This window comes from Microbacterium fluminis (assembly GCF_051549805.1).
In the GTDB taxonomy this organism is placed as follows: Bacteria; Actinomycetota; Actinomycetes; order Actinomycetales; family Microbacteriaceae; genus Microbacterium.
Genome location: NZ_CP196042.1, coordinates 2,130,075 through 2,153,944, shown reverse-complemented (window position 1 = coordinate 2,153,944; position 23,870 = coordinate 2,130,075). Strand labels below are relative to the sequence as shown.

The following is a 23,870-nucleotide window of genomic DNA, read 5'->3' as shown; positions in this document are numbered from 1 at the left end:
TCTACTGCTGCGCGCTCAGGGTGATCAGCTGCTGAACGGCGGCGTTCAGGCGCGCGTCGGCCGCCGCGAAGGCGGTGAGGTCGCCGGACTGCAGCGCCTGCTGCTTCGCCGTCAGCGCGCTCTGCGCCTCCTTGAGCGCCGCCTGGTACTCGATCGACGTCGCCCCGGTGCCCGGAGTGGGCGTCGTGCCCGGTGTCGGCGTCGCCCCGGGAGTCGAGCCGGGGACCGGCGTGACCGCGGGGGACGGCGTCACGCTGCCGTCGCCCGTGCTGGCTCCGGAGTTTCCGCCGAACAGCACGTCGAGCGCCTTGCTCAGGGTGTCCTCGAACGCGACCTTGTTGCCGAACGACACCAGCACCTTCTGCAGCGTCGGCAGCTTCGTGCCGCCCGAGGACTGCACGAACACCGGCTGCACGTAGAGCAGACCACCGCCCACCGGAAGGGTGAGGAGGTTGCCGTTGAGCACCTCGGACTGCCCCTGTTTGAGGATGTTGATGAACGCGGAGACGTTCGTGTCGGCGTTGAAGGTGTTCTGCACCTGTCCGGGACCGGGCACCGGGGTGTCGGCGTTGACCACCAGCATCCGGAGCTTTCCGTAGTCGGGACTCTTCACCCCCTGCGTGGCGCCGGCGTTGGAGTCGACCGCGAGGTAGCCCATCAGGACGTTGCGCGCCTGCGATCCCGACACGGACGTCGGGATGAACGACGTGAACATCGAGTACGTCGGAGCGCTCTGGCCCGGCATCTGCATCGTCAGGTAGTACGGCGGCTGCAGCCGCGTGTCGCTCTGCGGGTCGTTCGGCGTCGCCCATGCGTTGTCGCGCTGGTAGAACGAGGGCGCGTCATCGACGTGGTAGGTGCCGAGCATGGAGCGCTGCACCTTGAACAGGTCGGTCGGGTAGCGCACGTGGCTCATCAGATCGCCGGACATCTCGCTGATCGGCTTGATGGTCGACGGGTACACCTTCTGCCACGTCTGCAGCACCGGGTCCTGGTCGTCCCACGCGTACAGCGTGACCTTGCCGTCGTAGGCGTCGACGGTGGCCTTCACCGAGTTGCGGATGTAGTTGATGTTGTCGACGGCGAACCGCGGCGTGGTGTTGTTGGAGTCCGCGATCGCCTGCTGCAGGCTCACACTCGAGGAGTAGGGGAACGAGTTGCTCGTGGTGTAGCCGTCGACGATCCACACGATGCGGCCGTTCACGACGCTCGGATACGGGTCGCTGTCGAGCTCGAGGTACGGGGCCGCCTTCTGCACGCGCGTCTTGGGGTCGCGGTCGTAGAGGATCTGCGAATCCTGGTTGACGTAGTCGGAGAACAGGATCTGCTCGGACTGGAACTTCAGGGCGTAGATCAGACGGTTGAAGATGTTGCCGATCTTGGGGCCGCCGTCGCCGGTGAAGGTGGTCTTCGTCTCGGAGGCGCCGCCCTGGCCGGACGGGTAGTCGAGCTCGACCGGAGCGGTGGTCGACGGGGCGCCGACGATCGAGTACGGCGGCGACTTCTCGCCGAAGTACACCCGCGGCTCGAAGTTCTCGCCGTTGGAGAGGAAGCCGGTGGCGGGGATGCCGCGCTCGAGGTAGACCGGGTTGCCGTCGGCCGTGCGCGCGTTGCCGGCGGCGGCGACGAGGCCGTAGCCGTGCGTGTAGACGAGCGTGCTGTTCTGCCACGACGCGCCGGCGCCGATGCCGTCGATGTTCAGGTCGCGGACGGCCACGATCGTGTCCTGCGACTTGCCGTCGATCGTGTAGCGGTCGACGTCGAGGTCGTCGGGGAACTGGTAGTAGGGGCGGTACTGCTCCACCTGACGCACCGCGGGCGAGATGATCGCCGGGTCCATGATGCGGATCTGCGCGGTGGTCTCGGCATCCGAGCGCAGCTGTCCCGCCTGCGCGGTCGTGGTGGCGGTGAAGTCGCTCTTCATCAGACCGTCGATGCCGTACGCGGCCTTGGTCATGTCCATCCCGCGCTGGTAGTACTCCTGCTCGAGCGTCAGCTGGTTCGGCGTCACCTGGAAGGTCTTCACGACCCACGGGTAGCCGACGCCGAGCACGAGGGAGGAGACCACGAGGAGCGCGGTCGCGATGAGCGGGTAGCGCCAGCGGCCGATGACGGCGGTGACGAAGAACAGCACCGCCACGAGCGCGGCGACGACCGCGAGGATCGTCTGGCCGGGGATCGTGGCGTGCACGCCCACGTACCCGGGCCCGGTGATGCGGTCACCCGGCTCGACGAGGGTCTTGTAGCGATCCAGCCACAGGCTGGCCCCCTGCACGAGAAGGTAGAGCCCCGCGATCACGGCCAGCTGGATGCGGGCGGCCTTGGAGATGCGCAGCTCGCGCTGCCCGATGCGCACCGAGCCGTAGAGGTACGACACGACGGCGGTCAGCAGCAGGCAGATCAGCAGCGCGGCCGAGACGAAGCCCAGCAACGCGCTGTAGAAGGGCATCGCGAACAGGTAGAAGCCGGTGTCGAGCCCGAACTGCGGATCGGTGGTGCTGGTCGTCACGCCGTTCGCCCACATCCAGGTGGTCTCCCACTGTGCGGAGGCGGCGAACCCGGCGAAGAAGCCGAAGAAGACGGGGATGCCCCACATCGCCAGGCGGCGCAGGGGCTCGACGACCTCCTGGTAGCGGTCGAGCTGCGAGCTCAGTCGCGCGTAGACCGGGCGCAGCCGGTAGGCGAGCTGGATGGTCAGCCACACCGGCACCGCCAGGCCGAGGAATCCGACCACGAACATCACCACGCGCGCCACCCACTGGGTGACCAGCACCGAGTCGAACCCGAGCTGGGCGAACCAGAGCCAGTCGGCGTACAGGCTCGCGAAGACGAAGAAGGCCACCACCAGCACGGCGATGACCGCCAGCGAGATCGCGATGATCCTGCGCGAACGGTGGGGGGCGGCCGGACGGGGAGCGGTCGACGAGGTCACCGCTTCATCCTAGGCGGGCGGTTCTGAGGGAACGCCGAGGATCCCCCCAGCCCTTTCCCCGGCTCCTCACCGGTCCTGCATTCGAAACGCGAAGGTCAGGAGCAGGTCGGAAGGGCGTTCAGGTCGCCGCCGTCGCGGATCGTCTGGAGGGCGGTCAGGGCGTCGCCGAGCTTCTGCACCGAGAACACCCGCAGGCCCGAGGGCACGTGCCCGACGACCTCGTTGCAGTTCGCGGCCGGCGCGAGGAACCACGACGCGCCGGCACCCGCGGCGCCGTACAGCTTCTGCCGGATCCCGCCGATCGGACCGACCGTGCCGTCCGCGGTGATCGTGCCGGTCCCGGCGACCTTCTGGCCGCCGGTGAGGGATCCCGGCGTGAGGGTGTCGATGATCCCGAGGGCGAACATCATCCCGGCCGAGGGCCCGCCGACGTCGTTCAGCTGGATGGTGACGTCGATCGGGAACGAGAAGTCGGTCAGCAGCGTCACCCCCACCAGCCAGGTCTTCGTGCCGTCCGCTGCGGTGGACTCCTGCGGGGTGATCGAGACCGTCTGCTCCTGCCCGGCGCGCTCGATCGTGACGTCGACCGGGGCGCCCTGCTTGCCGTTGACGATCGCGCGGAGGCCTGCGGCATCCGTCACCGGCGTGCCGTCTGCGGCGCGCACGATGTCGCCCTTCTGCAGGATGCCGGTGGCCGCCGACCCGTCCACGATCGAGTAGACCGTCAGGTGGCTCGGAACCGCGTAGCCGAGCTCGGTGAGCGCCGCGGCGGTCGCCTCCTTCTGCGAGTCGACCATGTCGGTGGCGCTCTGCTGATTGCGCTGCTCGGTGGTCTGCCCGGCGGGGAAGACGGCCTCCATCGGCAGCACCGCGCGGGACGGGTCGAACCACGCGGAGGCGAGCTCGAGCCACGACGGCGTGCGGTCGGGGTTTCCGACCACCTGCACGGTGAGCAGATCGAGGGAGCCGTCGGTGGGGTAGGTCTGGGCGCCGCCGATGGAGATGAGCGGGACGGTGGAGCCGTCGGCCTTCTGCGTCGTGCCGAGGGTGTCGTAGACCGGACCGGGCTGCTGGATCACGTAGGCAGTAGGCAGGAAGGTGATCACGAGCATCACCACGAGGGCGACGGTCAGGGACCACGACCCGATCTGCACCCGTCGGCTCGCTCGCCGCCGCGGAGCAGGGGTGATCGTCACGTCCTCGTCGAACAGCGCCACGCCGATCCCTTTCCCCTGCCTGGTCGTTCGCGACCGGCGTACGTCGAGAGGTCCTCGGCCGGGGACCCGCGATGATCCGTGCGACTAGCGTAGAACGCGAGTTCAGGACCCGGCTGAAAGGCGGCTGAAGTGGCGGACGAGGATCGCAGCCCCGAAGAGGAGTTCCAGGAGCTGATGCGCCAGCTGTTCGGCGGCGCCGGCGGGGAGGTCGACCCCGAGCAGCTCTCGCGCCTCTCGGGCATGCAGATCGATCCGGCCATGATGCAGGCCGTGATGCGGCAGCTGCAGGGCGCGTTCAGCGGCGCCGAGCCCGGCGGCATCTCGTGGGACGCCGCCAAGACGCAGGCGCTGCACATCGCCAATCAGGACGGCCAGGGCGTCACCGCCGGTCAGCGCACCGACCTCGACCAGGCGTTCGCGCTCGCGACGCTGTGGCTGAGCGAGGCCACGACGATCTCGGAGCTGCCGACGCCGCCCCGCGCGATCACCCGCGGCGGCTGGGTCGAGGAGACGCTGCCGGTCTGGCAGGAGCTGGCCGAGCCCGTGGCCACGAGCATCGCCGACGCGCTCACCGCGACCCTCAGCGAGCAGGCCCCCGACGACATGCAGAACCTCATCGCGGGGGCCGGGCGGCTGATGCGCACGATCGGCGGTTCGCTGTTCGCGAACCAGCTCGGGCATGTGCTCGGCCGCCTGTCGACCGAGGTGGTCTCGGGCGGCGACGTGGGAATCCCGGTGATGCCCGCCGGCGACGCGGTGATCCTCCCGCAGAACTTCGCCGACTTCGGCCGCGACCTGGGCATCCCGGAGGATCAGCTGGCGCTCTACATCGCCACGCGCGAGCTCGCCCACGCCCGCCTGTTCCGGCACGCGAGATGGCTGCGACTGCAGGTCATGTCGCAGGTGGGCGACTTCGCGCGCGGCATCCACGTCGACACCGACGCCCTCGAAGACCTCGCGTCGCGGTTCGACCCGTCGGCCCCCGAGGAGCTGCGCCAGGCCCTGGAGAGCGGCGCCCTCATCCCCGCCCGCTCCGAGGCGCAGAACGCCGCGCTCGCCCGACTCGAGCATCTGCTGGCCACTATCGAGGGGTGGGTGGAGGTGGTGACGGATGCCGCGACCTCCCGTCTGCCGTCGGCCGACCGCATCGCCGAGGCCGTGCGCCGGCGCCGCGCGGTCGGCGGCCCTGCCGAGCAGGCGCTCGGCTCGCTCGTGGGCCTGGAGCTGCGCCCGCGGCGCATGCGCGAGGCAGCGGCGATGTGGCGGGCGGTGACGGATGCCGTCGGCACCGTCGCGCGCGACGCGCTGTGGGACTACCCCGACCTCATGCCCGAGCCCGGCGACATCGACGACCCGAGCGCGCTGATCGCCCGGCTGCAGGCCCGCGCCCGCGGCGAGGAGCCCGCACCCGACGAGTTCGACGATGCGCTCGCCCGCCTGCTCGCCGGCGAGGAGTCCCCCGGCCCCGACGAGCCCCGAGCCCCCGGGGCGGACGGCTCGGACGGTACGGACGACGTCGATCCCGGCACGGAGGATCCCCGACCGGTCTGACCGTCGGTCCCCTCGCCGTTCCTCCCCAGACGGCCGGATCGACGGATGCCGCCGGCCGGACTTGTGGACGGGCTCGGCGTCGTGCTCCCGCGCGTCAGACTCGGGCCATGATCCGACTCGACCCCGCCCATCCCCCGGTCTGGCGCACCGCCACGTGCCTGCAGTTCGGCGTCGACGCGGTGCTGCGCATCGAGGAGCCCGCACCGTGGCAGGAGCGCCTCGTGAAGGAGCTCGAGCGCGGAGTGCCCGATCCGGGATATCGCGGTCTCGCGGTCGCCCTCGGCGCCACGGCCGCCGACGCCGAGGCGTTCCTGCGTACGCTCACGCCCGCCCTGGTCTCGCACGAGCGGTCGGTCGCGGCGGAGGCGACCGTGCGCATCCCCGAGGGCTTCTCCGCCGCGACGGCGGAGCGGGTGGTCTCGGCGATGGCCGGCGCCGGCGTCGACGTGATCGTGGAGGACGCGCTCACCCGTCCCGATCCGCACGTGCACGGCACCGTCGTGCTGGTCGCCCAGCACGTGGTCGAGCCGCGTCGGACCGCCGCGCTCATGGCGGCCGACGTGCCGCACCTGCCCGTGGTCTTCACCGCGGACCGATGCGAGATCGGTCCGCTGGTGCATCCGGGGCGCAGCGCGTGTCTGCGCTGCGTCGAGGAGCAGCGCCACGCCGCCGACCCGGCCTGGCCGTGGATCCTCGCGCAGCTGGTCGACCGCGCGCCGGTGGCCGTCTCCCCCGCGGTGGCCCTCGAGGCGGGACTGGTCGCCGCGCAGCTGCTCAGTGCCGCTCCCGCTCCGACCGGGCGTTCGATCGCGGTGCACGACGACCTGCGGCCCCGCCGGTGGCGCGAGCATCGGCGGGCGCCAGACTGCGGGTGCCGATCTCTCGGAGGAACCGCGACGGCTGCCGCTCCCGATGACCGGCGGCGCGCGCCCACGACACCGCCAGCGACCGCTCCGCCCGCGTGATGCCCACGTAGACGAGCCGCCGCTCCTCGTCGACCTGCTCGAACGTCCCCGCGTACGAGATCGGCAGCAGCCCCTCGCTCACCCCGATGAGGTGCACGTGCTCCCATTCCAGGCCCTTCGCCGCGTGCAGGGTCGCGAGGGTCACGGTGCGCAGGGCGGGCTCGTGCTGCGCCTTCGCCCGGGCGAGGAGGTCGTCGCTGAAGGCGCGCAGGGTCGTGGAGGCATCCGCGGCCACCGCCTCCTCTGCGAGGCGCAGCACCGCCGCGCGCGCCTCCCACGCGTCGCGGACGGCGCCACCGGCGGCGGGCGGCTCGTCGGTGAAGCCGAATTCGCGCAGCAGCATCCGCACCGAATCGAAAAGACCCTTCTCCTGCGGGGCGACGGCGGCCCCCCGCAGCGCCATCATGGCCTGCCGCACCTCGGGGAGGTCAAAGAAGCGACGACCCCCCAGGACGGTGGCCGCGATCCCCCGGTCGGCGAGGGCCTTCACGAGTTCCGGAGACTGGGCGTGCGCGCGGTAGAGCACGGCGATCCGGCGCGGGTCGACGCCGTTGCGCACCCGGGCGGCGATGGCATCGGCGACCCCCGCGGCCTCGGCGACGTCGTCGGCGTACGCGGTCACGGTGGGGACGGGGGACTCCGCGTCGCGGGCCGCCGCGTGCAGTTCCAGCGCGCCGGGACGATCGCGCATCAGATCGTTCGCGACCTGCAGGATCGCGGCATCCGACCGGTAGTTCGTCTCCAGGCGCACGACGCGCGCATCGGGATGCCGGTGGTCGAACTCGAGCAGGAAGCGCGCGTCGGCGCCGGCGAACGAGTAGATGGTCTGGCTCGCATCGCCCACGACGCACAGGTCGCGCCGCTCGCCCAGCCACAGCTCCAGCAGCCGGTGCTGCAGCGGGGAGACGTCCTGGAACTCGTCGACGGTGAAGTGGCGGTACTGCTCGCGCACCGACTGCGCCACACGGGGCTCGGCCTCCAGCATGCCCGCGCAGGCCAGCAGCACGTCCTCGAAGTCGAGCTGCCGGCGCTCGTCCTTGAGCTTCTCGTACGCACGCTGGATGTCGGCGACCCGCGTGACGTCGAACCGTCCGACATCCTGCGGACGCGCGAGAGCCCACGCGTCGATGCTGCGCAGGGTGACCTTGCGCCATTCGATCTGGCTCGCGATGTCGCGCAGCGTCGCGGTGTCGGGACGCAGTCCCAGTCCGTCGGCGGCGTGGGCGAGCAGCTTGACCTTGTTGTCGATGATGGCGGGCGCGGAGTCGCCGGCGAGCGTCGGCCAGAAGAAGTTGAGCTGCGCCAGCGCCGCCGCGTGGAACGTGCGCGCCGCGACCCCCTCGACGCCGAGCGCCCGCAGCCGCCCGCGCATCTCGCCGGCGGCCTTCGCGGTGAAGGTGACCGCCATCACGCGCCCCGGCGAATAGGCGCCCGTGTCCACGCCGTGCGCGATGCGATGCGTGATCACGCGGGTCTTGCCGGTGCCCGCACCGGCGAGCACGAGCACCGGTCCGCGGAGGGCGGATGCCGCCTCCCGCTGCCGATCGTCGAGTCCCTCGAGGGCGCGGTCGCTCATCCGACCGCCGCCGACGAGACGTACCAGTCCTCGATGAGCCGCCGCGCGATCGAGGCGGCGCCGGGCAGGACGACGTCGCTCTCATCTGCCAGCGCGGCGCCGATCTCCTCGCGGTCGAACCACCGCACGTCGACGATCTCCTCGCCGTCCGGTCGCGCCGCATCGTCGTCGACGGCGGTCGCGGCGAAGCCGAGCATGAGAGACCGCGGGTACGGCCACGCCTGCGACCCGCGGTAGCGCAGATCGGTGAGTGCGACGCCGGCCTCCTCGTGCACCTCCCGCAGCACGGTGGACTCCAGCGACTCCCCCGCCTCGGCGAACCCGGCGAAGCAGGAGTACCGCTCCCCGCCCCACAGCGCGTTGGCACCGAGCAGCAGTCGCGACGGCCGGCGCGACCCCGATACGGCGACGATCACCGCGGGGTCGGTGCGGGGGAAGTGCTCGCGTCCGCACGCGGGGCAGTGTCGGGCCCACCCCGCCATGCGCAGCTCGGTGCGCGTTCCGCACGCAGGGCAGAACGCGGCATCCCGCAGCCACCGCCCGAGGCTCAGCGCGGCGGTGAACGTGCCCGCCTCGACGGGGGCGAGCAGTCCCCCCACCGCGCGCAGCGCACCCCAGCCCGTCGCCTCCACCGGCTCGGGACCGTCGGCGGCGTACGCGGCGACGAGCACGGGGGTTCCGTCGTCGCGCCGACCGAGGAACGCCCACTCCGCGCCTTCGGGGGCGACGTGCGGGCCCACCCAGGCGAGTCGGTCGGCCCCCGCGAGGGGTGCGCGGTCGCCGTGGACCACGATCACGCGGGTGCGGTCGTCGGCGCGCAGCCGCTCCACGAGATCCTCTTCGGTCCGCTCGGCGGCGGCGCGGTCGATCCCGGCGGCGGCGATAGGGAACGAGCGGGGGGCGGATGCCGGAGACGCCGTCATCGTGGACCTCTCTGCGTGGTCGACGATCAGGGTTGGTCGACATGCGGGCGTGGCGTGGGAGCGCACGAGCGCACCCGACCTACCCTGGGCTCATGGCACGCTCACCCCTCACTCTAGCCGCGACGGTGGCCTCGGCTCTGCCCCGTGCGGGGGTCGTCGGAGTGGGTCTGCTCACCGAACGCAGCACCGGTCGCTACGACAGCGCGGTCGCCGATCTGGACGACGGGCGCCGGGTGGTCGTGCGCGCCCCCGTCGACGCGGCCGACGCCTCCGAGCTCGCCGCCGAGGCACGGGCACTGCGCGCACTCACCCCCGGTGTGCGCGCGCTGCTGCCCTTCCGCGCCCCCGAGCTGCTCGGCGAGACGGGCCTCAAGGATGCCCGCGCGGTCGTGGTCGACTTCCTGCCCGGGTACCGGGTCGACGCCGCCCACGTCCCACCGGGCCACGGCGCCGCGACGTCGATCGGCGAGGCGCTCGCCGCCCTGCACGCTCTTCCGCTGTCGATCGTCCGCACCGAGGGGCTGCCGTCGCGCACCCCGCAGCAGGTGCGCGACGACGTGTCGCGCCTGATCGATCGCGCCGAGGCGACCGGACGCACCCCGTCGCCGCTCGTGTCGCGCTGGCGCCGCGCCGTCGCCTCCGACCCGCTGTGGCGCTTCGAGTCGGCCGTCGTGCTCGGCGGGGCGAGCGCCGCATCCTTCCTCTTCGAAGACGTCGACGAGGTTCCCACCGTCACCGGCATGCTCGACTGGCACGGTCTGTCCGTCGGCGACCCGGCCACCGATCTGCAGTGGCTCGCCTCCGCGCCGAACGCCGCGGAGGACGTCTTCGGCGCCTACACCGCGCAGAGCGGGCGAGCTCCCGACGCCCTGGTGCGCGAGCGCGCGCGCATGTACGCCGAGCTGGAGTTCGCCAAGTGGCTCGTGCACGGCTTCGAGGCGGGCCGGGAGGACATCGTCGCCGATGCGGTGGGGCTGCTGGACGCGCTCACGCAGGGAGTGGACGGCGACGAGCTGGTGGCGGATGCCGCGCTCGACCTCGACTCCGCGATCGCCCTCCTCGGGCGCACGCCCGAACAGCGCCCGGCCGACGCCGACACGTCGATGCAGACCGACACCTACGATCCGGCGCTGCTGTCGCTGTTCATCGCGGCCGAGGAGGACGACGCCGAGCACGACGACGACCGACGTGAGAGCGCCGACGACGATCTCACCGGTGAACTGGTGCTCGACACCGAAGCCCTCACCGCCGCGCGCGACGAGGCGCACACCGCCGAGCCGGAGGTCACCGCCGCGGCCGGCGACCTGCCCGTCGCCGCTGCCCGCGCGGTGGACGCGCCCGCCGTCGATTCCTCCCCCGACGCGCTCGCGCCGGGCGACGACGTCTCGACCGCGCCCATCGACATCCGCTGGGCGCGCTCCGTGCACCTCGAAGACGACGATCCGGTCGGCGATGCCGACCGCTCCGCCGAGGCGGCGCTGCGCCGCTGGACCCAGAACCGCGACTGACCGCGCGTCAGCCCCGCAGCACCAGGTCTGCCGCGACGTAGTAGAGGGCGACGTCGATCTGCTCCAGCGGGATGCTATGCTTCTCGTGATACGCCCGGCGGTACAGCTCGAGCTGCAGCATCCGCTCTTCGCGTTCCGCGGCGTCGCGCGGAGGACGTCCGGTCTTCCAGTCGACGATCTCGATGCGATCGTCGCGGTCGGCGCGGCGGTAGACGGCGTCGAGCTTGCAGATCACGACGTGCGGGGCGCCGTCGAGCCCGTCGAACGCGAAGTCGATCTCGGTCTCGACCTCCAGAGGTTGCAGGTCGGCCCACTCCGAGGCCTCGAACGCCTGCTGCAGGCGGGACAGCTCGGCCGCGTCGGCGTCGGACACGCCCGCCTCCTCGTCGCCCTCTCCCCAGCCGTCGTCGAGAGAGGCACCCGCCCCGACGCCGCCCGAGCGCTGCTCGACCCACGCGTGGAAGAGCGTGCCGAGCCGCGTCTGACGGTACGGCCGCTCGGGCAGGGGCCGGGCGAGGCGGGCGACGGTGCCGTCGTAGTCGGCGACGAACTCCTTGTAGCGCGAGGCCGGGATGCGCGTAGGAGCCGCCTCGCGCACCGGCTGCTGACGCGCCGCCCGCTCGGCCAGCAGCAGGGCGAGGTCGGGGTCGGGCGCGGCGCGCGGGGCCTCCATCGCCGCCTCGACGGCAGCGGCGGCCGCCTGCACGGCCGGTCGTCGCGCGCCGAGCGGATCGATCGGCCACTGCAGCAGCCGACGCTCGCCCAGGTAGGGGTTGTCGCCCGGCTCCGCGTCGGGCAGGGGCGCTGAGAGCGCGACGGCGATCTCCTCGAGGAACACGCTGCGTTCGCGCGGCTTGGACGTGCCCGCCCAGCTCGACCCGGTGAGCAGCAGATGGTCGCGCGCACGCGTCACCGCGACATACGCCAGCCGCCGCTCCTCCTGCAGCTGCCGTGCGAGATTCGCCGTCTCGAAGTCGGTCAGCGCGTCGCGCAGGTGCTGCTGGGTGGGCGAGAGGTGCGCCTCCCATTCGAACCGCGGCAGCCACGCCGCATCCCCGCGGAACGCGTACGGGAGCACCCCGAAGTAGAGCCACCCTTTCTTACCCGTCCCCCGGGCGGGGAGCTCCTCGGCGACGAGCCGCACGACCGCCACCGCGTCCCACTCCAGCCCCTTGGAGCCGTGGATCGTCAGCAGCTGCACGACGTCGTCCTCGGGCGGCTCGGTGCGCGGGGCGAACTCGTCGAGCCGCTCGGCGTGATCGAGCCACGCCAGCAGGCTCGTAAGCGAGCCGGTCTCATCGGCGGCGAGGAACCCCTGCAGCTCGTCGACGAACGCCCGCAGCTGCGCGGAGGCGATCCTCGCCGGCCCTCGGGCCTCGTTCGCGGCCAGCTCGACGTCGAGGCGCAGCTCGAGCTCGATCAGCCGCACCAGCTCGGGCACCGGCATCCCGGTCGCCTGGCGCAGACCCGCGAAGACGGATGCCGCCTCCCGCAGCCGATCGCGGGCGGCGGGGGTGAACTCCTCCAGCCAGCCGTGGTCGGAGCGGTGCTGCAGCACGAAGTCGAGCGCGTCGACGAGGGAGCCCTGGTCCTCGCCCGCTCCGGCGCGGATGCGCTCGGCGACCTCGGGGGCGAGCGGCTGCAGCGCGGCGTCGGAGCGGGCGATGCGCCGGGCGAGCTGGGCGAGCACGCGAAGGTCGGCCAGCCCGATCGCCCAGCGCGGCCCGGCGAGCAGACGGATGAGCGCAGACCCGGCCGACGGATCGCTGATCACCCGCAGCGCCGAGACCACATCGACCACCTCGGGCGTGGACAGCAGTCCGCCCAGGCCCAGGATGCGGTGCGGGATGCCTCGGCGCCCCAGTGCGTCGCCGAAGCGGACCATGTGCTTCTTGCTGCGGAACAGCACCGCACCCGACGTCGCCGACCCAACGGCCGCACGCTCGGCGCGGACGGCCGCGAACCAGTCCGCGACCCGGTCGGCCTCGGCGTCGAGATCGTCGTCGAACGCCAGCTCGACGCGTCCGGCCGGAGCGCCGGGACGCGCCCGCAGCTCCTGCACGGCGACCGGCGAGGAGTCGGCGAGCGGCGCGAGCACGGCGTTGGCGGCGGTGAGCACCGTGTGACTGTTGCGCCAGCTCGTCAGCAGCGCGTACGTGGCGCATGAGCCCCCCGGCGCGAACGCCGCCGGGAAGCCGCCGAGGTTCCCGGCGCTCGCGCCGCGCCACCCGTAGATCGCCTGGTGCGGATCTCCCACCGCCATGACCGCCGTGCCGCCGAACAGCGCGGCGAGCAGATCGGTCTGCACCACCGAGGTGTCCTGATACTCGTCGAGCAGCACCACCCGGTAGCGATCGCGCATCTCCTCCGCCACCGCGGGATGGGCATGCACGATCCGCATCGCCCCGGCGACCTGGTCGGAGAAGTCGAGCACTCCCAGCCGACGCTTCTCGGCGGCGTACGTGCGTGCGAGGCCGGCCAGCATGCCCAGCGCTCCGACCTTCTCGGCCGCCTCGGAGATCGGCGCGTAGACGACCGTGCGCGCGCTCGTGGACGGTCGTTCGAGCACGTCGTCGAAGCGCGCCGGGAACGCCTCCAGCGCGTCGAGGTCGACGAGGTTGTCGACGCCGTCGCGGGCGATGCGCAGGGCCCCGTCGATGATCGAGCGCAGCGCCTCGGTGCGCTCCTCCAGGCGCGGGTCGTCGGAGCCGAAGACGACGCGGCGCATGAGCAGCCACGCCGCCGACTCGGAGAGCACGGCCGACTCGGCATCCCACCCGATCCGGACCGCATGCTCGCGCACGATCGCGTCGGCGAAGCTGTTGTAGGTCGACACCGTGGGACGGTGCAGCAGCGCGTCATCGCTCGACCCGGCGGGCGCGGTCACGGCAGAGGGTGCCAGTGCGGCCAGCGCGGCGTGCCGGGCGGCATCCGGCGCGCCCGCGCGCTCGAGCTCGCCGAAGACGGCGAGGCGCCCCTCGGCGTGCAGCACCGGGAGTGCGGGAAGCAGGCCCGACCGCTCGAACTCGGCCAGGCGCGCGAGGCGCCGCTGGATGCGCTCGGCCAGTTCGCCCGCCGCCTTGCGCGTGAAGGTGAGCCCGAGCACCTCGTCGCGGCGCACGATGCCGTTCGCGACCAGCCACACCACGCGGGAGGCCATCGTCTCTGTCTTGCCGCTGCCGGCACCGGCGACCACGAGGGCCGGGGCGAGGGGCGCCTCGATCACGGCGGTCTGCTCGGCGGTCGGCGGGAACTGGCCGAGCGCGGCGGCGATGGCGGCGGCCGAGAGGGCCGGTGCGGGAGTACTCACGACGCGCTCACCGCCGAGACGGTGTGGATGCGGCACAGCCCGTAGGAGTGGTCGTCGCGGCAGTGCTCCTCGTACGGCGCGGAGAAGCGGGTCCCGCGCATGACCGCCACCGCGCCCCCGATCCGCTCGACGAACGCCGTCCGCCGCTCGTCGTCGAGCGGAGGCTGCAGCGGCACCGCGTAGTCGTCGCGCTTGGCCGTCGGGCGCAGCACGAGCAGCGCCGCGCCGCCCGAGGGATGCCCCGCCGCTTCGGGGATCGCCCCCGCCTCGAACGCCAGCTGATAAGCGGCCAGCTGCGGGTTGTCGATCACCTTGGCCGCGGTCGTCGGCTCGTTCTTGCCGGTCTTGAGGTCGAGGATCAGCACGGTGCCTTCGGGGGTGAGCTCGACGCGATCGATGTACCCCGACAGCACCACTCCGTGGGCGAAGGCAACCGCATCCTCGATCGGGATCGCGACCTCGAAGTGCGGTTCGGCGCCGATCAGCGTTCCGCCCGCCTGTTCGAACCGACGCAGATACAGGTGCAGTCGCCGCACCAGGTCGCGGGCGCGGGTCTGCTCGGCGCGGTCGCGCCACGGCGCCTCGAAGCTCAGCTCACCCCAACGCTGCTCGACCTGTGCCCACAGGGCCGCCTCGTCTGAGCCGGCGGCGTGCTCGAGCGCCGCGTGGATGATCGTGCCGATCCCGGCCGTCGTGCCGCCCGGGTCGCCGCCGAGATCGCCGATCACCCAGTTGAGCTCGCACTCCTCGAGGGCGTGCAGCCGCGACGGCGAGACCCGCACGTCTTCGCGGTTCAGGTCGCGCAACGGCGCGTCGGACGTGGCGGCGGCGACGCCGTACCACTCGTGCGCGGCCGCTCCGGCGACCCCGGCGTCGCTCAGCAGGGCCAACTGCGCGGCGGCCCGCTCGCGCGCCCTGGCGGGCGCGGACTGCTCCGTCAGCGTGCGCCGGTGCCGCGCGACCGTTCCCCGCAGCGACAGCGGATGCTCCATCGACCGCGCGGCGGGCTCTGCCGCGGGCAGGAACTCGAAGAACGGGCTGGGGCCGGTGTCGTCGTCGTCGACCGCCGTCACGATGAGGCGCTCGCGCGCCCGCGACACGGCCCGGGCGAACAAACGCAGTTCGTCGTGCATCGCGCCGCGACGACGGTCCAGGATGCCGGGGGCCGCGGCCTCCGGGGAGGCCGCCCGCGCCGCGGCATCCGCCAGCCGCCAGGTGTCGAGCAGACCGCCGCGCAGCCGCGTGTTCGGCCACACCCCGTCCTGGACGCCCGCCACCACGACGGTGTCGAACTCGGCGCCCAGCGCGCCCGCCGGGGTGAGCACCCGCACCGACTGCGGCGGGGGCGGCGCCGAGAGACGGTCTTCGGCGACGTCGCTGCTGAGCACGCTCAGCAGGAAGACCCGGGGGTTCTCCTCGGTTCCGCGCTCGACGAAGCGCTTCGCCGACTCGAACAGCGCCACCATCGCGTCGAGATCGCGGCCCGCCTGCTCGGCGAGCGGACCGGACCCGCGGGAGGCCTCGAGCCACCGCTTCTGCAGCCTGCTCTCCTCCCACGCGGTCCACAGCAGCTCGTGGGCGGTCGCGCCCTCGGCGTGCCGCGCCGCGAGCGCCGCGAGGGTGCGGGCGGTCTTGGCCGCACGGCGGGCCTCGCGGGTGTCGATCAGGTCGAACTCCAGCGGCTGCGCCATGGCGGAGGCCAGCAGCTCGCGACCGGGGCGCTCGCCCCCGTCCGCCAGCTCGGCGTGACGCAGCGTCGTGCGGAGTCGGCGCAGCTCGATCGGGTCGAGCCCGCCGCATGCGCCCAGGAGCACGTCGGAGAGCTCGTCGGGCGTCCACGTCGCCGCATCCCGCGTGCCGATCTCGATCAGTCGCAGCAGGTCACGCACCGGCCGCAGCGCCCCGAGCGCACGACCCGGTCCGCTCGCCCGGGCGGGAACCTCCCGTGCCGACAGCTCGGTCTCCAAGGCCGCCACCTGGCGCGTGTCGTGCGCGATGACGGCGCACTGCGACCACGGCACGCCGTCGTGCACGTGCCGTTCGCGCAGCATCCGCGCGATGACGTCGTATTCCTCGGAGGTCGAGCGCAGCGCGAACGCGCGCACGGAGGCGTCGGCATGACCGTCGCCGGAGGGCGCCGCGCGGTGCGCGACGACGCCCACCGCGCCGATCCGCTGCGTGACCTCGCGCACCAGGTCGACCTGCGCAGCGGTGCCGCGGTGCACCGTGGTGAGCGCCCGCACTCCGCCCAGAGTGCGGGCGAGTCGGGCGAAGTTCTCGGGCGTCGCGCCGCGGAAGGCCCCCGCCCCCACGTCGGGGTCGCCGAACGCGAGCACCGCCACGCCCCGTGCCGCACATGCCTCGATGAGCTCGACCCCTCCGAGCGTGAGCTCCTGCGCGTCGTCGATCAGGAGCGCCCGCACCCGCCCGAACGGTCCGAGGACGGCCGGGGCGCCGGGCGGGGCGGTGCGGAGCACCCCGATCGCCTCGCGCACGAGCCCGGCCGCGTCGCGGTGCGCGCCTCGCATGTCGGCCCGCACCTGCTGGTACTCGGCGGCGAACGAGGCGAGCGACACCCACACCGGGATGTCGAGCTCCGCGGCCAGAGCGCGCAGACGGTCGGGCTCGACACCCAGAGTGGCGCACTCGGCGAGGAACGTGCGCACGTCGGTGCGGAACCCGGCAGTCGCTCGGATCGGCGCGGCCAGCCAGTCGGGCCAGCGGCTCGGCGCACCGTGACGCTCGTCGTCGGCGTCGCCGGCGAGCAGGTCGTGCAGGATCTGGTCTTCGTCGCCGCCGGTGAGCAGCTGCGGCGGCTCTGCGCCGCCGTGCACCTCGGCACCCCGCACGAGCTGGAACGCCAGTGCCGGCACCGACCGGGCGAGCGCGCCCGACGTCGCCCGACCGACCGCCAGGCCGAGCCGGTCGCGCAGAGCGGTCGCGGTCTGGCGCGAGGGCGTCAGCACGAGCACCTGGTCGGGGTCGAGTCCGGCCCGCACCAGGGCCGCCACACGCGCCACGAGGGTCGCGGTCTTTCCCGTGCCGGGCGCTCCGACCACCACGCCCGAGGCATCGGCGGGCAGATCGAGCACCACGCGCTGCGCGGCGTCCGCGCCGGGAACGGATGCCTCGCCCCCCGCATCGATCGCGCGGGTCGGGGCGGCATCCGTCATGTCCGCCACGCTAGCCGAGCCCGCCGACACGGGCCGCGAGCGACCTCCGACGACCGCGTCCCGCCGTTCGCCGAGAGCGTCCGGCGGCCGCGCCGGGGCGCCGGACGGGTGTCGTAGAGTGGCTCTGCGCCGGGGATTCCGCGGCCGCGAGGACGAACCCGCGGGCCCGCCCCGTGACAGAAAGGCAGTGCACCGTGGAGATCCGCATCGGCATCGCGAACACCGGCCGTGAGCTCAGCTTCGAGACCAACGACTCCGCCGCCGACGTGAAGAAGGCCGTCGCGGCCGCCCTCGACTCCGCTGCCACCCACGTCAGCTTCACCGACGCCAAGGGCGCCTCGTTCATCGTGCCGACGTCGGGTCTGGCCTACGTCGAGATCGGGACCGAGGAGTCCCGCCGCATCGGCTTCGTGGCCTGAGCATGGACATCCTCCTCGCCTTCATCGTGGGCGCGGTCCTCGGCATCGGCGCGCACTACGCCGCGCCCGGCCGCAGCACCCGCGGTGTGGCGCTCGGGCCGATCCTCGGCGCCCTCGTCGGCGGGGCGGCCTGGCTGGCCTTCACGTGGGCGGGGACGACGACCCAGAGCCCGTGGATCTGGCTGATCTCGTTCCTCGTGCCGTTCGTGGTGACCTATCCGGTGCTGCTGGTGCTCGCACGCGTGCGCGCGACCCACGACGTGCGCGAGCGCGCACGCCTCAAGATCTCCTGACCCCGACCGACGTCGCGGGGCGGGTCAGGCCGCCAGGCCCATGGCGTCCATGCGCTTGGAGTGCGCGGCCATCAGCTCGGTGAAGACCGGCTCGACCTTCTTCTCCTCGGCCGCCGCGAGCGTCGTCGGGCGCAGCGCCGCGCGCGCGATCAGCAGCGTGTCCCCCACGAGCCGGCGACCCCACAGCGCGAGCAGGGACCGCCACTCCTCGTCGCTGGCGATCGTGTCGCCGATGATGTCGACGATCGCCTCCCGGTCGTCGTCGGCGCGCAGGATCGCGGCGACCCGGTCGCCGGTGTCGCCGTAGCTCGCCGACAGCGCGAGGTAGAAGTCGTCGAGCATCCCGGCCGTGATGTGCACCGACAGCATCGTCTCCTGCGGGCGGACTCCGTGCGTGGCGCGGCGGAACGCGTCCAGCGGTTCGCGGAAGGGCAGCATCAGGGCGGTCGGATCGTCGCCGCGTTCCCGGATCAGCGCCACCAGCGCCTCATGCTTGGTCAGCGCCGCCCCCGCCGCACGCGAGAGCGACTCCTTCTGCGCCAGCTCGGGCGTGGAGGCGATCAGCTCGCTGAGCGTCTCGAAGTAGCCCAGCTGGAGGTACGCGGCCTGTCCGAGGAACGTCGTGACGTCGGGTGCGAGCTCCTCGAAGTCGACCCGCGTGGCGTCGCTCGCCTCGCCGCGAGACCGCAGGGACAGCACGCGTCCTTCGGGGCGCCGCTGCCAGAACCACTTCACCACGCGGCCAGCCTACTGGCCAGCGACGGACGCGCCGAGGCATGCGGAATCGGAGGATGCCGCGGGGCTCCGGTATCCTGATGCGGTCCCCGGCATCGGATCGGGGCCCCTGCGCCTGCAGATGAGTGAAAGGCGTGGACCCTTCACCCCGGCGGCATCTCTCCGCCAGACAGGCTCATATCGTGACGACCTTCGCCGAGCTCGGCGTCGATCAGGACATCGTCGATGTCCTCGCATCCAAAGGCATCGTCGATGCCTTCCCCATCCAGGAGCAGACGATCCCGCTCGGCCTTCCCGGCCAGGACATCATCGGCCAGGCCAAGACCGGAACGGGCAAGACCTTCGGCTTCGGCATCCCCGTGGTGCAGCGTCTTGGACCGGCACCCGAGCCCGGCGTCAAGGCGCTCATCGTCGTGCCCACCCGCGAGCTGTGCGTGCAGGTCTACGAAGACATCGACATGCTCACCTCCGGCCGTGCCACGAGCGTCGTGGCCATCTACGGCGGCAAGGCGTACGAGGGCCAGATCGACCAGCTGAAGGCGGGCGCGCAGATCGTCGTGGGCACCCCCGGGCGTCTGATCGACCTCAACAACCAGCGGCTGCTCGATCTGTCGCACGCGACCGAGGTCGTGCTCGACGAGGCCGACAAGATGCTCGACCTGGGCTTCCTCCCCGACATCGAGAAGATCTTCTCCAAGGTGCCCGCCATCCGGCACACGCAGCTGTTCTCGGCGACCATGCCCGGTCCGATCGTGGCCATGGCGCGCCGGTTCATGACGAACCCGATCCACATCCGCGCGACCGACCCCGACGAGGGGCTCACCCAGGCCAACATCAAGCACCTCGTCTACCGTGCCCACTCGCTCGACAAGGACGAGGTCATCGCCCGCATCCTGCAGGCCGAGGGCCGCGGCAAGACGGTCGTGTTCACGCGTACCAAGCGCGCCGCGCAGAAGCTCGTCGACGAGCTCGGCGACCGGGGCTTCAACGCGGCGGCCGTGCACGGCGACATGAGCCAGGAGTCGCGGGAGCGCTCGATGGCGGCGTTCAAGGCCGGGAAGCGCGACGTGCTGATCGCCACCGACGTCGCGGCCCGCGGCATCGACGTCGACGACGTGACGCACGTGATCAACCACACGATCCCCGACGACGAGAAGACCTATCTGCACCGCGCGGGCCGCACCGGACGCGCCGGCAAGACCGGCATCGCCGTCACGTTCGTCGACTGGGACGACCTGCACAAGTGGGCGCTCATCAACCGCGCGCTCGAGTTCGGCCAGCCCGAGCCGGTCGAGACGTACTCGTCGAGCCCGCACCTGTTCAGCGACCTCGACATCCCGGCCGGCACGAAGGGGCGTCTCGTGACGGCTCCCCGTGCCCAGGCGACGAAGACGACGGATGCTCCACCCGCCCGTACCTCCGACCGCGCCGAACGCTCCGAGCGCACGGCGGACGGCGAGGGCCGTACCCGTCGCCGTCGCCGTCGCACGGGCGAGGGCGGCGCCGGTGAGGGCGATACGACCGAGACCCCCGTAGTGCCCGCCGACCACGGCGACCGCGATGCGGCCGACGGCGCCGGCACGCACGACGGCGGTGGCAAGGAGCACCACGACGGGAACGCCGCACCGCGTCGCCGTCGCCGCCGTCGCGGCGGCTCGCGCCCCTCCGGCGCGCCCGCAGCGGGCGCCTGATCCGCGGCATCCGCCCGCTCCGCCGGGCTCACCCGTCGTGACGCGCCTTCAGCGCGCGTCGCGACGGGTCCTCCGCGTCTGCGCGATCTCGGCCGGCGGCCGGGGCGGGTACACCCACGCCACCAGCACGACCGAGATGATCATCAGCAGGAACCACGACACGAGCTTCGTGATCGACACCGGCTGCCATCCGGCGAGCTGATCGGGGTAGGCCCACGCGCCCGCCCATGTGCCGATGTTCTCCGCCAGCCAGATGAACAGCGCCACGCCCGCGAAAGCGGCGAGCAGAGGCATCCGCAGCACCCTCCGCCAGACGCGCGCGTACATCACCGTGCGCGCCCACAGCACCACGACACCGGCCAGAAGCACCCAGCGCAGATCCCAGATCCACTGATGGGTGAAGAAGTTCGCATAGATGAGCACCGCCACGATCGCGGTCACCCAGCGCCGCGGGTAGCGTACGAACCCGAGGTCGAACAGTCGGTACACGCGCACCAGGTACGACCCGACGGCGGCGTACATGAAACCGCTGAACAGCGGCACTCCCCCGATGCGCAGGATCCCCTCGGCGTCGTACGTCCACGAGCCGACGTCGGTCTTGAACACCTCCATCGCGGTGCCGGTCAGGTGGAAGACCACGATCACCCACAGCTCGCGTCCGGTCTCCAGCCGCGCGGCGACCATGACCACCTGGATCAGCACGGCCGCGATCGTGAGCGCATCGTTGCGGGCGAGCGGCGCGTCGTCGGGGTACCAGAGTCGCGCGGCCACGATCACCGCCAACAGAGCGGCCCCGAAGATGCACGCCCAGCCCTGCTTGAGCACGAACACGCCGAACTCGAGGAGGAGCGCCCGCGCGCCGCGGTCGGGAGCGCCGGCGAGCAGACGGTGCGCCGCCGCGTCGATGCGGCGTTCGAGCGACGTGGAGTGACGCATCCCCCGACGCTAGCGGGCCGCCGCGACACGCCGCGAAGCCCAACCTGTATACAGGCGCCCCGGCGAACGCTAGGGTGAGCACGACCTCGTCAGCAACACCGTTCGAAAGGCACCGTCGTGCGACTTCTCGAGATTGCCGCCAGCACCGTCGAGTACCAGGGCTTCTGGGGCTCCTTCTGGGACATCATCTGGTGGTTCCTGACCATCTTCATCTTCATCAGCTACCTCTTCGTGCTGTTCGCGATCATCGGCGACCTGTTCCGCGACCACGCGCTCAACGGGTGGTTCAAGGCCCTCTGGATCGTCTTCCTGCTGTTCTTCCCGATCATCACCGCGTTGGTGTACCTCATCGCCCGCGGCCGCGGGATGGGTCAGCGCAGCCAGGCGCAGGCCCGGCAGCTGCAGGCCGCGCAGGCCGAGTACGTGCAGTCGCTGGCCGGCACCTCCGCGAGCCCTTCCGAGGAGATCGCCAAGGCCAAGGCGCTCCTGGACGCCGGCACGATCACGCAGGCCGAGTACGAGGGGCTGAAGGCCAAGGCGCTCGCCTGACCCTCGTCTCGCACTCCGGGGGCCCCGATCCGCACGGATCGGGGCCTCCGTCGTTCACCCCGGCGCTCAGGGGTGGACGGCTGTGCTCCCCGTGCCCCGCGCGAGGATGCGCGCGACCATCTCGTCGGAGGTCGTGTTCTCCCCCGGCACGTTGGGCTTGCCCAGTCCGTGGTAGTCGCTGGATCCCGTCACGATGAGGTCCCGATCGTGCGCGAGCCGCTCGAGGACCCGCACCCCGTCGGGGAGGTTCTCGCGGTGCGCGAGCTCGAAGCCGGCGAGCCCGGCCTCCAGCATCCGCTCGAGCACCGGCATGGGGAGCACACCCGCGCGTCCGGCCGGATGCGCGATGATCGGCACCCCGCCGGCCTCGACGACGAGCCGCACCGCGGTGACCGGATCGGGTGCGTACAGCGCGACGTAGTAGTCGCCGTCGGCGCGCAGGATGCCGTCGAAGGCCTCCGTGCGATCGCGCACCACACCCTTGGCCACGAGTGCGTCGGCGATGTGCGGGCGCCCCACCGTCGCGCCGTCCTGCGTCTGGGCGACGATGTCCGACCAGTCGACGTCGTAGTCGCGGCCGATCCGCTCCGCCATCGTGCGCGCGCGGTCCAGCCGTGACGAGCGGATGCGGTCGGTCATCGCGCGCAGGCCGGCGTGGTCGGGATCGACCAGGTACGCCAGGACATGGATGCTGCGCCACCCGTGCTCGGCCGAGAGCTCCATCCCCGGCAGGAACGTCATGCCCAGCGAGGTCGCGGCCTCGGCCGCCTCGGCCCAGCCCGACGTGGTGTCATGGTCGGTGAGGGCGGCCGTGCGCAGCCCGTGACGGTGCGCGGCGGCCATCACCTCGCCCGGCGACTCGGTGCCGTCCGAGTGCACGGAATGCAGGTGCAGGTCGCTCGGCCCCTGGACGGTGCGGACGGACGGCATCCTCACAGCGTATCCCGCGACGATCCCGCCCGACCCTCGCCGGCTCGACCGCCTCCGGTGCCCGCGGGCGGCCCGCGCGCCGGGATCTCCCAGCCTGCTCGCCTAGAGTCGCGGGCGTGCTGCGTGTGCTGGGGATCCTCCTGACGGTCGTGTGCGCGATCGTGACGGCGATCCTCACCTGGCCGTCGCTGTTCCGGCTCGAGCGCACCTTCCCGATCGCCCAGATCATCTCGTTCCGCAGCCTCGTCGCGGTCGTCTTCGGCGTGCTGCTGGTGCTCCTCCTGCTGCTCGCGATCGCGCGACCGCTGCGGCTGCTCGCCCTGTCGCTGGCCGCCGTGGCGCTGATCGGGGGAATCGCCAACGTCGCGATGGTGGCAGGACGCGGTCTCGGCACCGAGGCCCTCCCCGCCAAGGGCGCGTCCGATCTCCGCGTGATGACCTGGAACACGGCGGGTTCGGCGACCTCCCCCGACGCGGTCGCCCAGATGGCGGTGGCGATGCAGGCCGACATCATCACGCTCCCGGAGACGACGATCTCCACCGGCGAGCAGGTCGCGATCGCGATGCGCGATCTCGGCCACCCCATGTGGGCCTACCACGCCGAGTACGGCACCGACGGATGGGACGCCCGCTCGACGACCCTGCTCATCTCGCCCGACCTGGGTGACTACTCGGTGATCGCCTCGTCGCAGGACGGGTCAAGCAACACCTCCACGGTGCCGAGCGCGGTCGCCATGCCCGTCGACGGCACCGGACCCACCGTGGTGGCGGCGCACGCGGTCGCCCCACGGCAGAGCTATATGCAGCACTGGCGCGACGACCTGCAGTGGCTCGCCGACCAGTGCGCGAACGCCGACGTCATCATGGCCGGCGACTTCAACGCCACACTCGACCACATGAGCGGCCTCGGTCTCGACGGGGGCACGCTCGGCCAGTGCCACGACGCGGCCGCCGACACCGGCAACGGCGGCATCGGCACCTGGCCGACGGACTTCCCGGCGATGGCCGGTGCGCCCATCGACCACGTGATGGTGTCGTCGAAGTGGCGGGCGTCGGCGTCGGTGGTGCTGCGCACCCTCGACGGGTCCGGCAGCGACCATCGCCCGCTCGTCGTCCAGCTGACGCCGGTCGACTGAGTCCTGCCCCGGTGGGAGACTGGAGG

General features: G+C 72.4%; 16 protein-coding genes. 7 read left to right on the top strand and 9 right to left on the bottom strand.

Translation table 11 applies throughout. The features are described 5' to 3' along the window. Position 1: 1 nt before the first annotated feature. Together ACSJDX_RS10355 and ACSJDX_RS10350 are read right to left on the bottom strand one after the other, a co-directional pair. The gene (locus tag ACSJDX_RS10355; protein ID WP_438352601.1) at positions 2-2,932 is read right to left on the bottom strand and encodes a UPF0182 family membrane protein; all 2,931 of its coding nucleotides are present in this window, start codon (positions 2,930-2,932) and stop codon (positions 2-4) included. Between the two features lie 95 nt (positions 2,933-3,027). Then, positions 3,028-4,149 carry a YlbL family protein gene (locus ACSJDX_RS10350; RefSeq protein ID WP_438352600.1) on the bottom strand — a complete coding sequence of 374 codons (1,122 nt, stop codon included), beginning with the start codon at positions 4,147-4,149 and terminating at the stop codon, positions 3,028-3,030. Positions 4,150-4,278: 129 nt separating this feature from the next. Here ACSJDX_RS10350 and ACSJDX_RS10345 point away from each other — a divergent pair, with 129 nt between their 5' ends. Further along, positions 4,279-5,700, top strand: a complete 1,422-nt coding sequence (locus ACSJDX_RS10345; protein ID WP_438352599.1) for a zinc-dependent metalloprotease — start codon at positions 4,279-4,281, stop codon at positions 5,698-5,700. A 774-nt stretch (positions 5,701-6,474) separates the two neighbouring features. Here the strand turns inward: ACSJDX_RS10345 and ACSJDX_RS10340 are convergent. Then, positions 6,475-8,241, bottom strand: coding sequence for an ATP-dependent helicase (locus tag ACSJDX_RS10340; protein WP_438352598.1), 1,767 nt, complete (start codon positions 8,239-8,241; stop codon positions 6,475-6,477). Further along, on the bottom strand, positions 8,238-9,164 hold the full coding sequence (gene nudC / locus ACSJDX_RS10335) for an NAD(+) diphosphatase (protein ID WP_438352597.1): 927 nt from the start codon (positions 9,162-9,164) through the stop codon (positions 8,238-8,240). Before nudC ends, ACSJDX_RS10340 begins: the two co-directional genes overlap by 4 nt. 92 nt (positions 9,165-9,256) lie before the next feature. On the opposite strand from nudC, the gene ACSJDX_RS10330 reads away from it, so the two are divergent. After that, positions 9,257-10,672 (top strand): phosphotransferase, encoded by a 1,416-nt coding sequence (locus ACSJDX_RS10330; protein ID WP_438352596.1) that lies wholly within the window; start codon positions 9,257-9,259, stop codon positions 10,670-10,672. A gap of 7 nt (positions 10,673-10,679) precedes the next feature. Here ACSJDX_RS10330 and ACSJDX_RS10325 read toward each other — a convergent pair whose 3' ends face one another. Further along, a complete protein-coding gene (locus ACSJDX_RS10325) occupies positions 10,680-13,982 on the bottom strand; it encodes a UvrD-helicase domain-containing protein (RefSeq protein WP_438352595.1) in 3,303 nt (1,100 codons plus the stop codon). Next, entirely contained in the window at positions 13,979-17,155 is a 3,177-nt protein-coding gene (locus ACSJDX_RS10320) for an ATP-dependent helicase (protein WP_438352594.1), read from the bottom strand. Before ACSJDX_RS10320 ends, ACSJDX_RS10325 begins: the two co-directional genes overlap by 4 nt. Before the next feature lie 194 nt (positions 17,156-17,349). On the opposite strand from ACSJDX_RS10320, the gene ACSJDX_RS10315 reads away from it, so the two are divergent. After that, the gene (locus tag ACSJDX_RS10315; protein WP_438352593.1) at positions 17,350-17,574 is read left to right on the top strand and encodes a DUF3107 domain-containing protein; all 225 of its coding nucleotides are present in this window, start codon (positions 17,350-17,352) and stop codon (positions 17,572-17,574) included. Positions 17,575-17,576: 2 nt separating this feature from the next. Beyond that, positions 17,577-17,867, top strand: coding sequence for a GlsB/YeaQ/YmgE family stress response membrane protein (locus ACSJDX_RS10310; protein ID WP_438352592.1), 291 nt, complete (start codon positions 17,577-17,579; stop codon positions 17,865-17,867). A 24-nt stretch (positions 17,868-17,891) separates the two neighbouring features. On the opposite strand, the gene ACSJDX_RS10305 is transcribed toward ACSJDX_RS10310, so the two are convergent. Further along, positions 17,892-18,605, bottom strand: coding sequence for a ferritin-like fold-containing protein (locus ACSJDX_RS10305; protein ID WP_438352591.1), 714 nt, complete (start codon positions 18,603-18,605; stop codon positions 17,892-17,894). A gap of 179 nt (positions 18,606-18,784) precedes the next feature. Here ACSJDX_RS10305 and ACSJDX_RS10300 point away from each other — a divergent pair, with 179 nt between their 5' ends. After that, complete coding sequence (locus ACSJDX_RS10300; protein WP_438352590.1) at positions 18,785-20,293, top strand: DEAD/DEAH box helicase; 1,509 nt, start codon at positions 18,785-18,787, stop codon at positions 20,291-20,293. Between the two features lie 48 nt (positions 20,294-20,341). On the opposite strand, the gene ACSJDX_RS10295 is transcribed toward ACSJDX_RS10300, so the two are convergent. Beyond that, complete coding sequence (locus ACSJDX_RS10295) at positions 20,342-21,229, bottom strand: DUF817 domain-containing protein (protein WP_438352589.1); 888 nt, start codon at positions 21,227-21,229, stop codon at positions 20,342-20,344. Positions 21,230-21,346: 117 nt separating this feature from the next. Here ACSJDX_RS10295 and ACSJDX_RS10290 point away from each other — a divergent pair, with 117 nt between their 5' ends. Then, positions 21,347-21,778: an SHOCT domain-containing protein gene (locus tag ACSJDX_RS10290; RefSeq protein ID WP_438352588.1), complete on the top strand. Its 432-nt coding sequence runs from the start codon at positions 21,347-21,349 to the stop codon at positions 21,776-21,778. 66 nt (positions 21,779-21,844) lie between these two features. On the opposite strand, the gene ACSJDX_RS10285 is transcribed toward ACSJDX_RS10290, so the two are convergent. Continuing rightward, a complete protein-coding gene (locus ACSJDX_RS10285) occupies positions 21,845-22,708 on the bottom strand; it encodes a PHP domain-containing protein (RefSeq protein WP_438352587.1) in 864 nt (287 codons plus the stop codon). A 116-nt stretch (positions 22,709-22,824) separates the two neighbouring features. Between ACSJDX_RS10285 and ACSJDX_RS10280 the strand changes: the two genes are divergently transcribed. Continuing rightward, on the top strand, positions 22,825-23,844 hold the full coding sequence (locus ACSJDX_RS10280; protein WP_438352586.1) for an endonuclease/exonuclease/phosphatase family protein: 1,020 nt from the start codon (positions 22,825-22,827) through the stop codon (positions 23,842-23,844). The last annotated feature ends 26 nt before the right edge of the window (positions 23,845-23,870 follow it).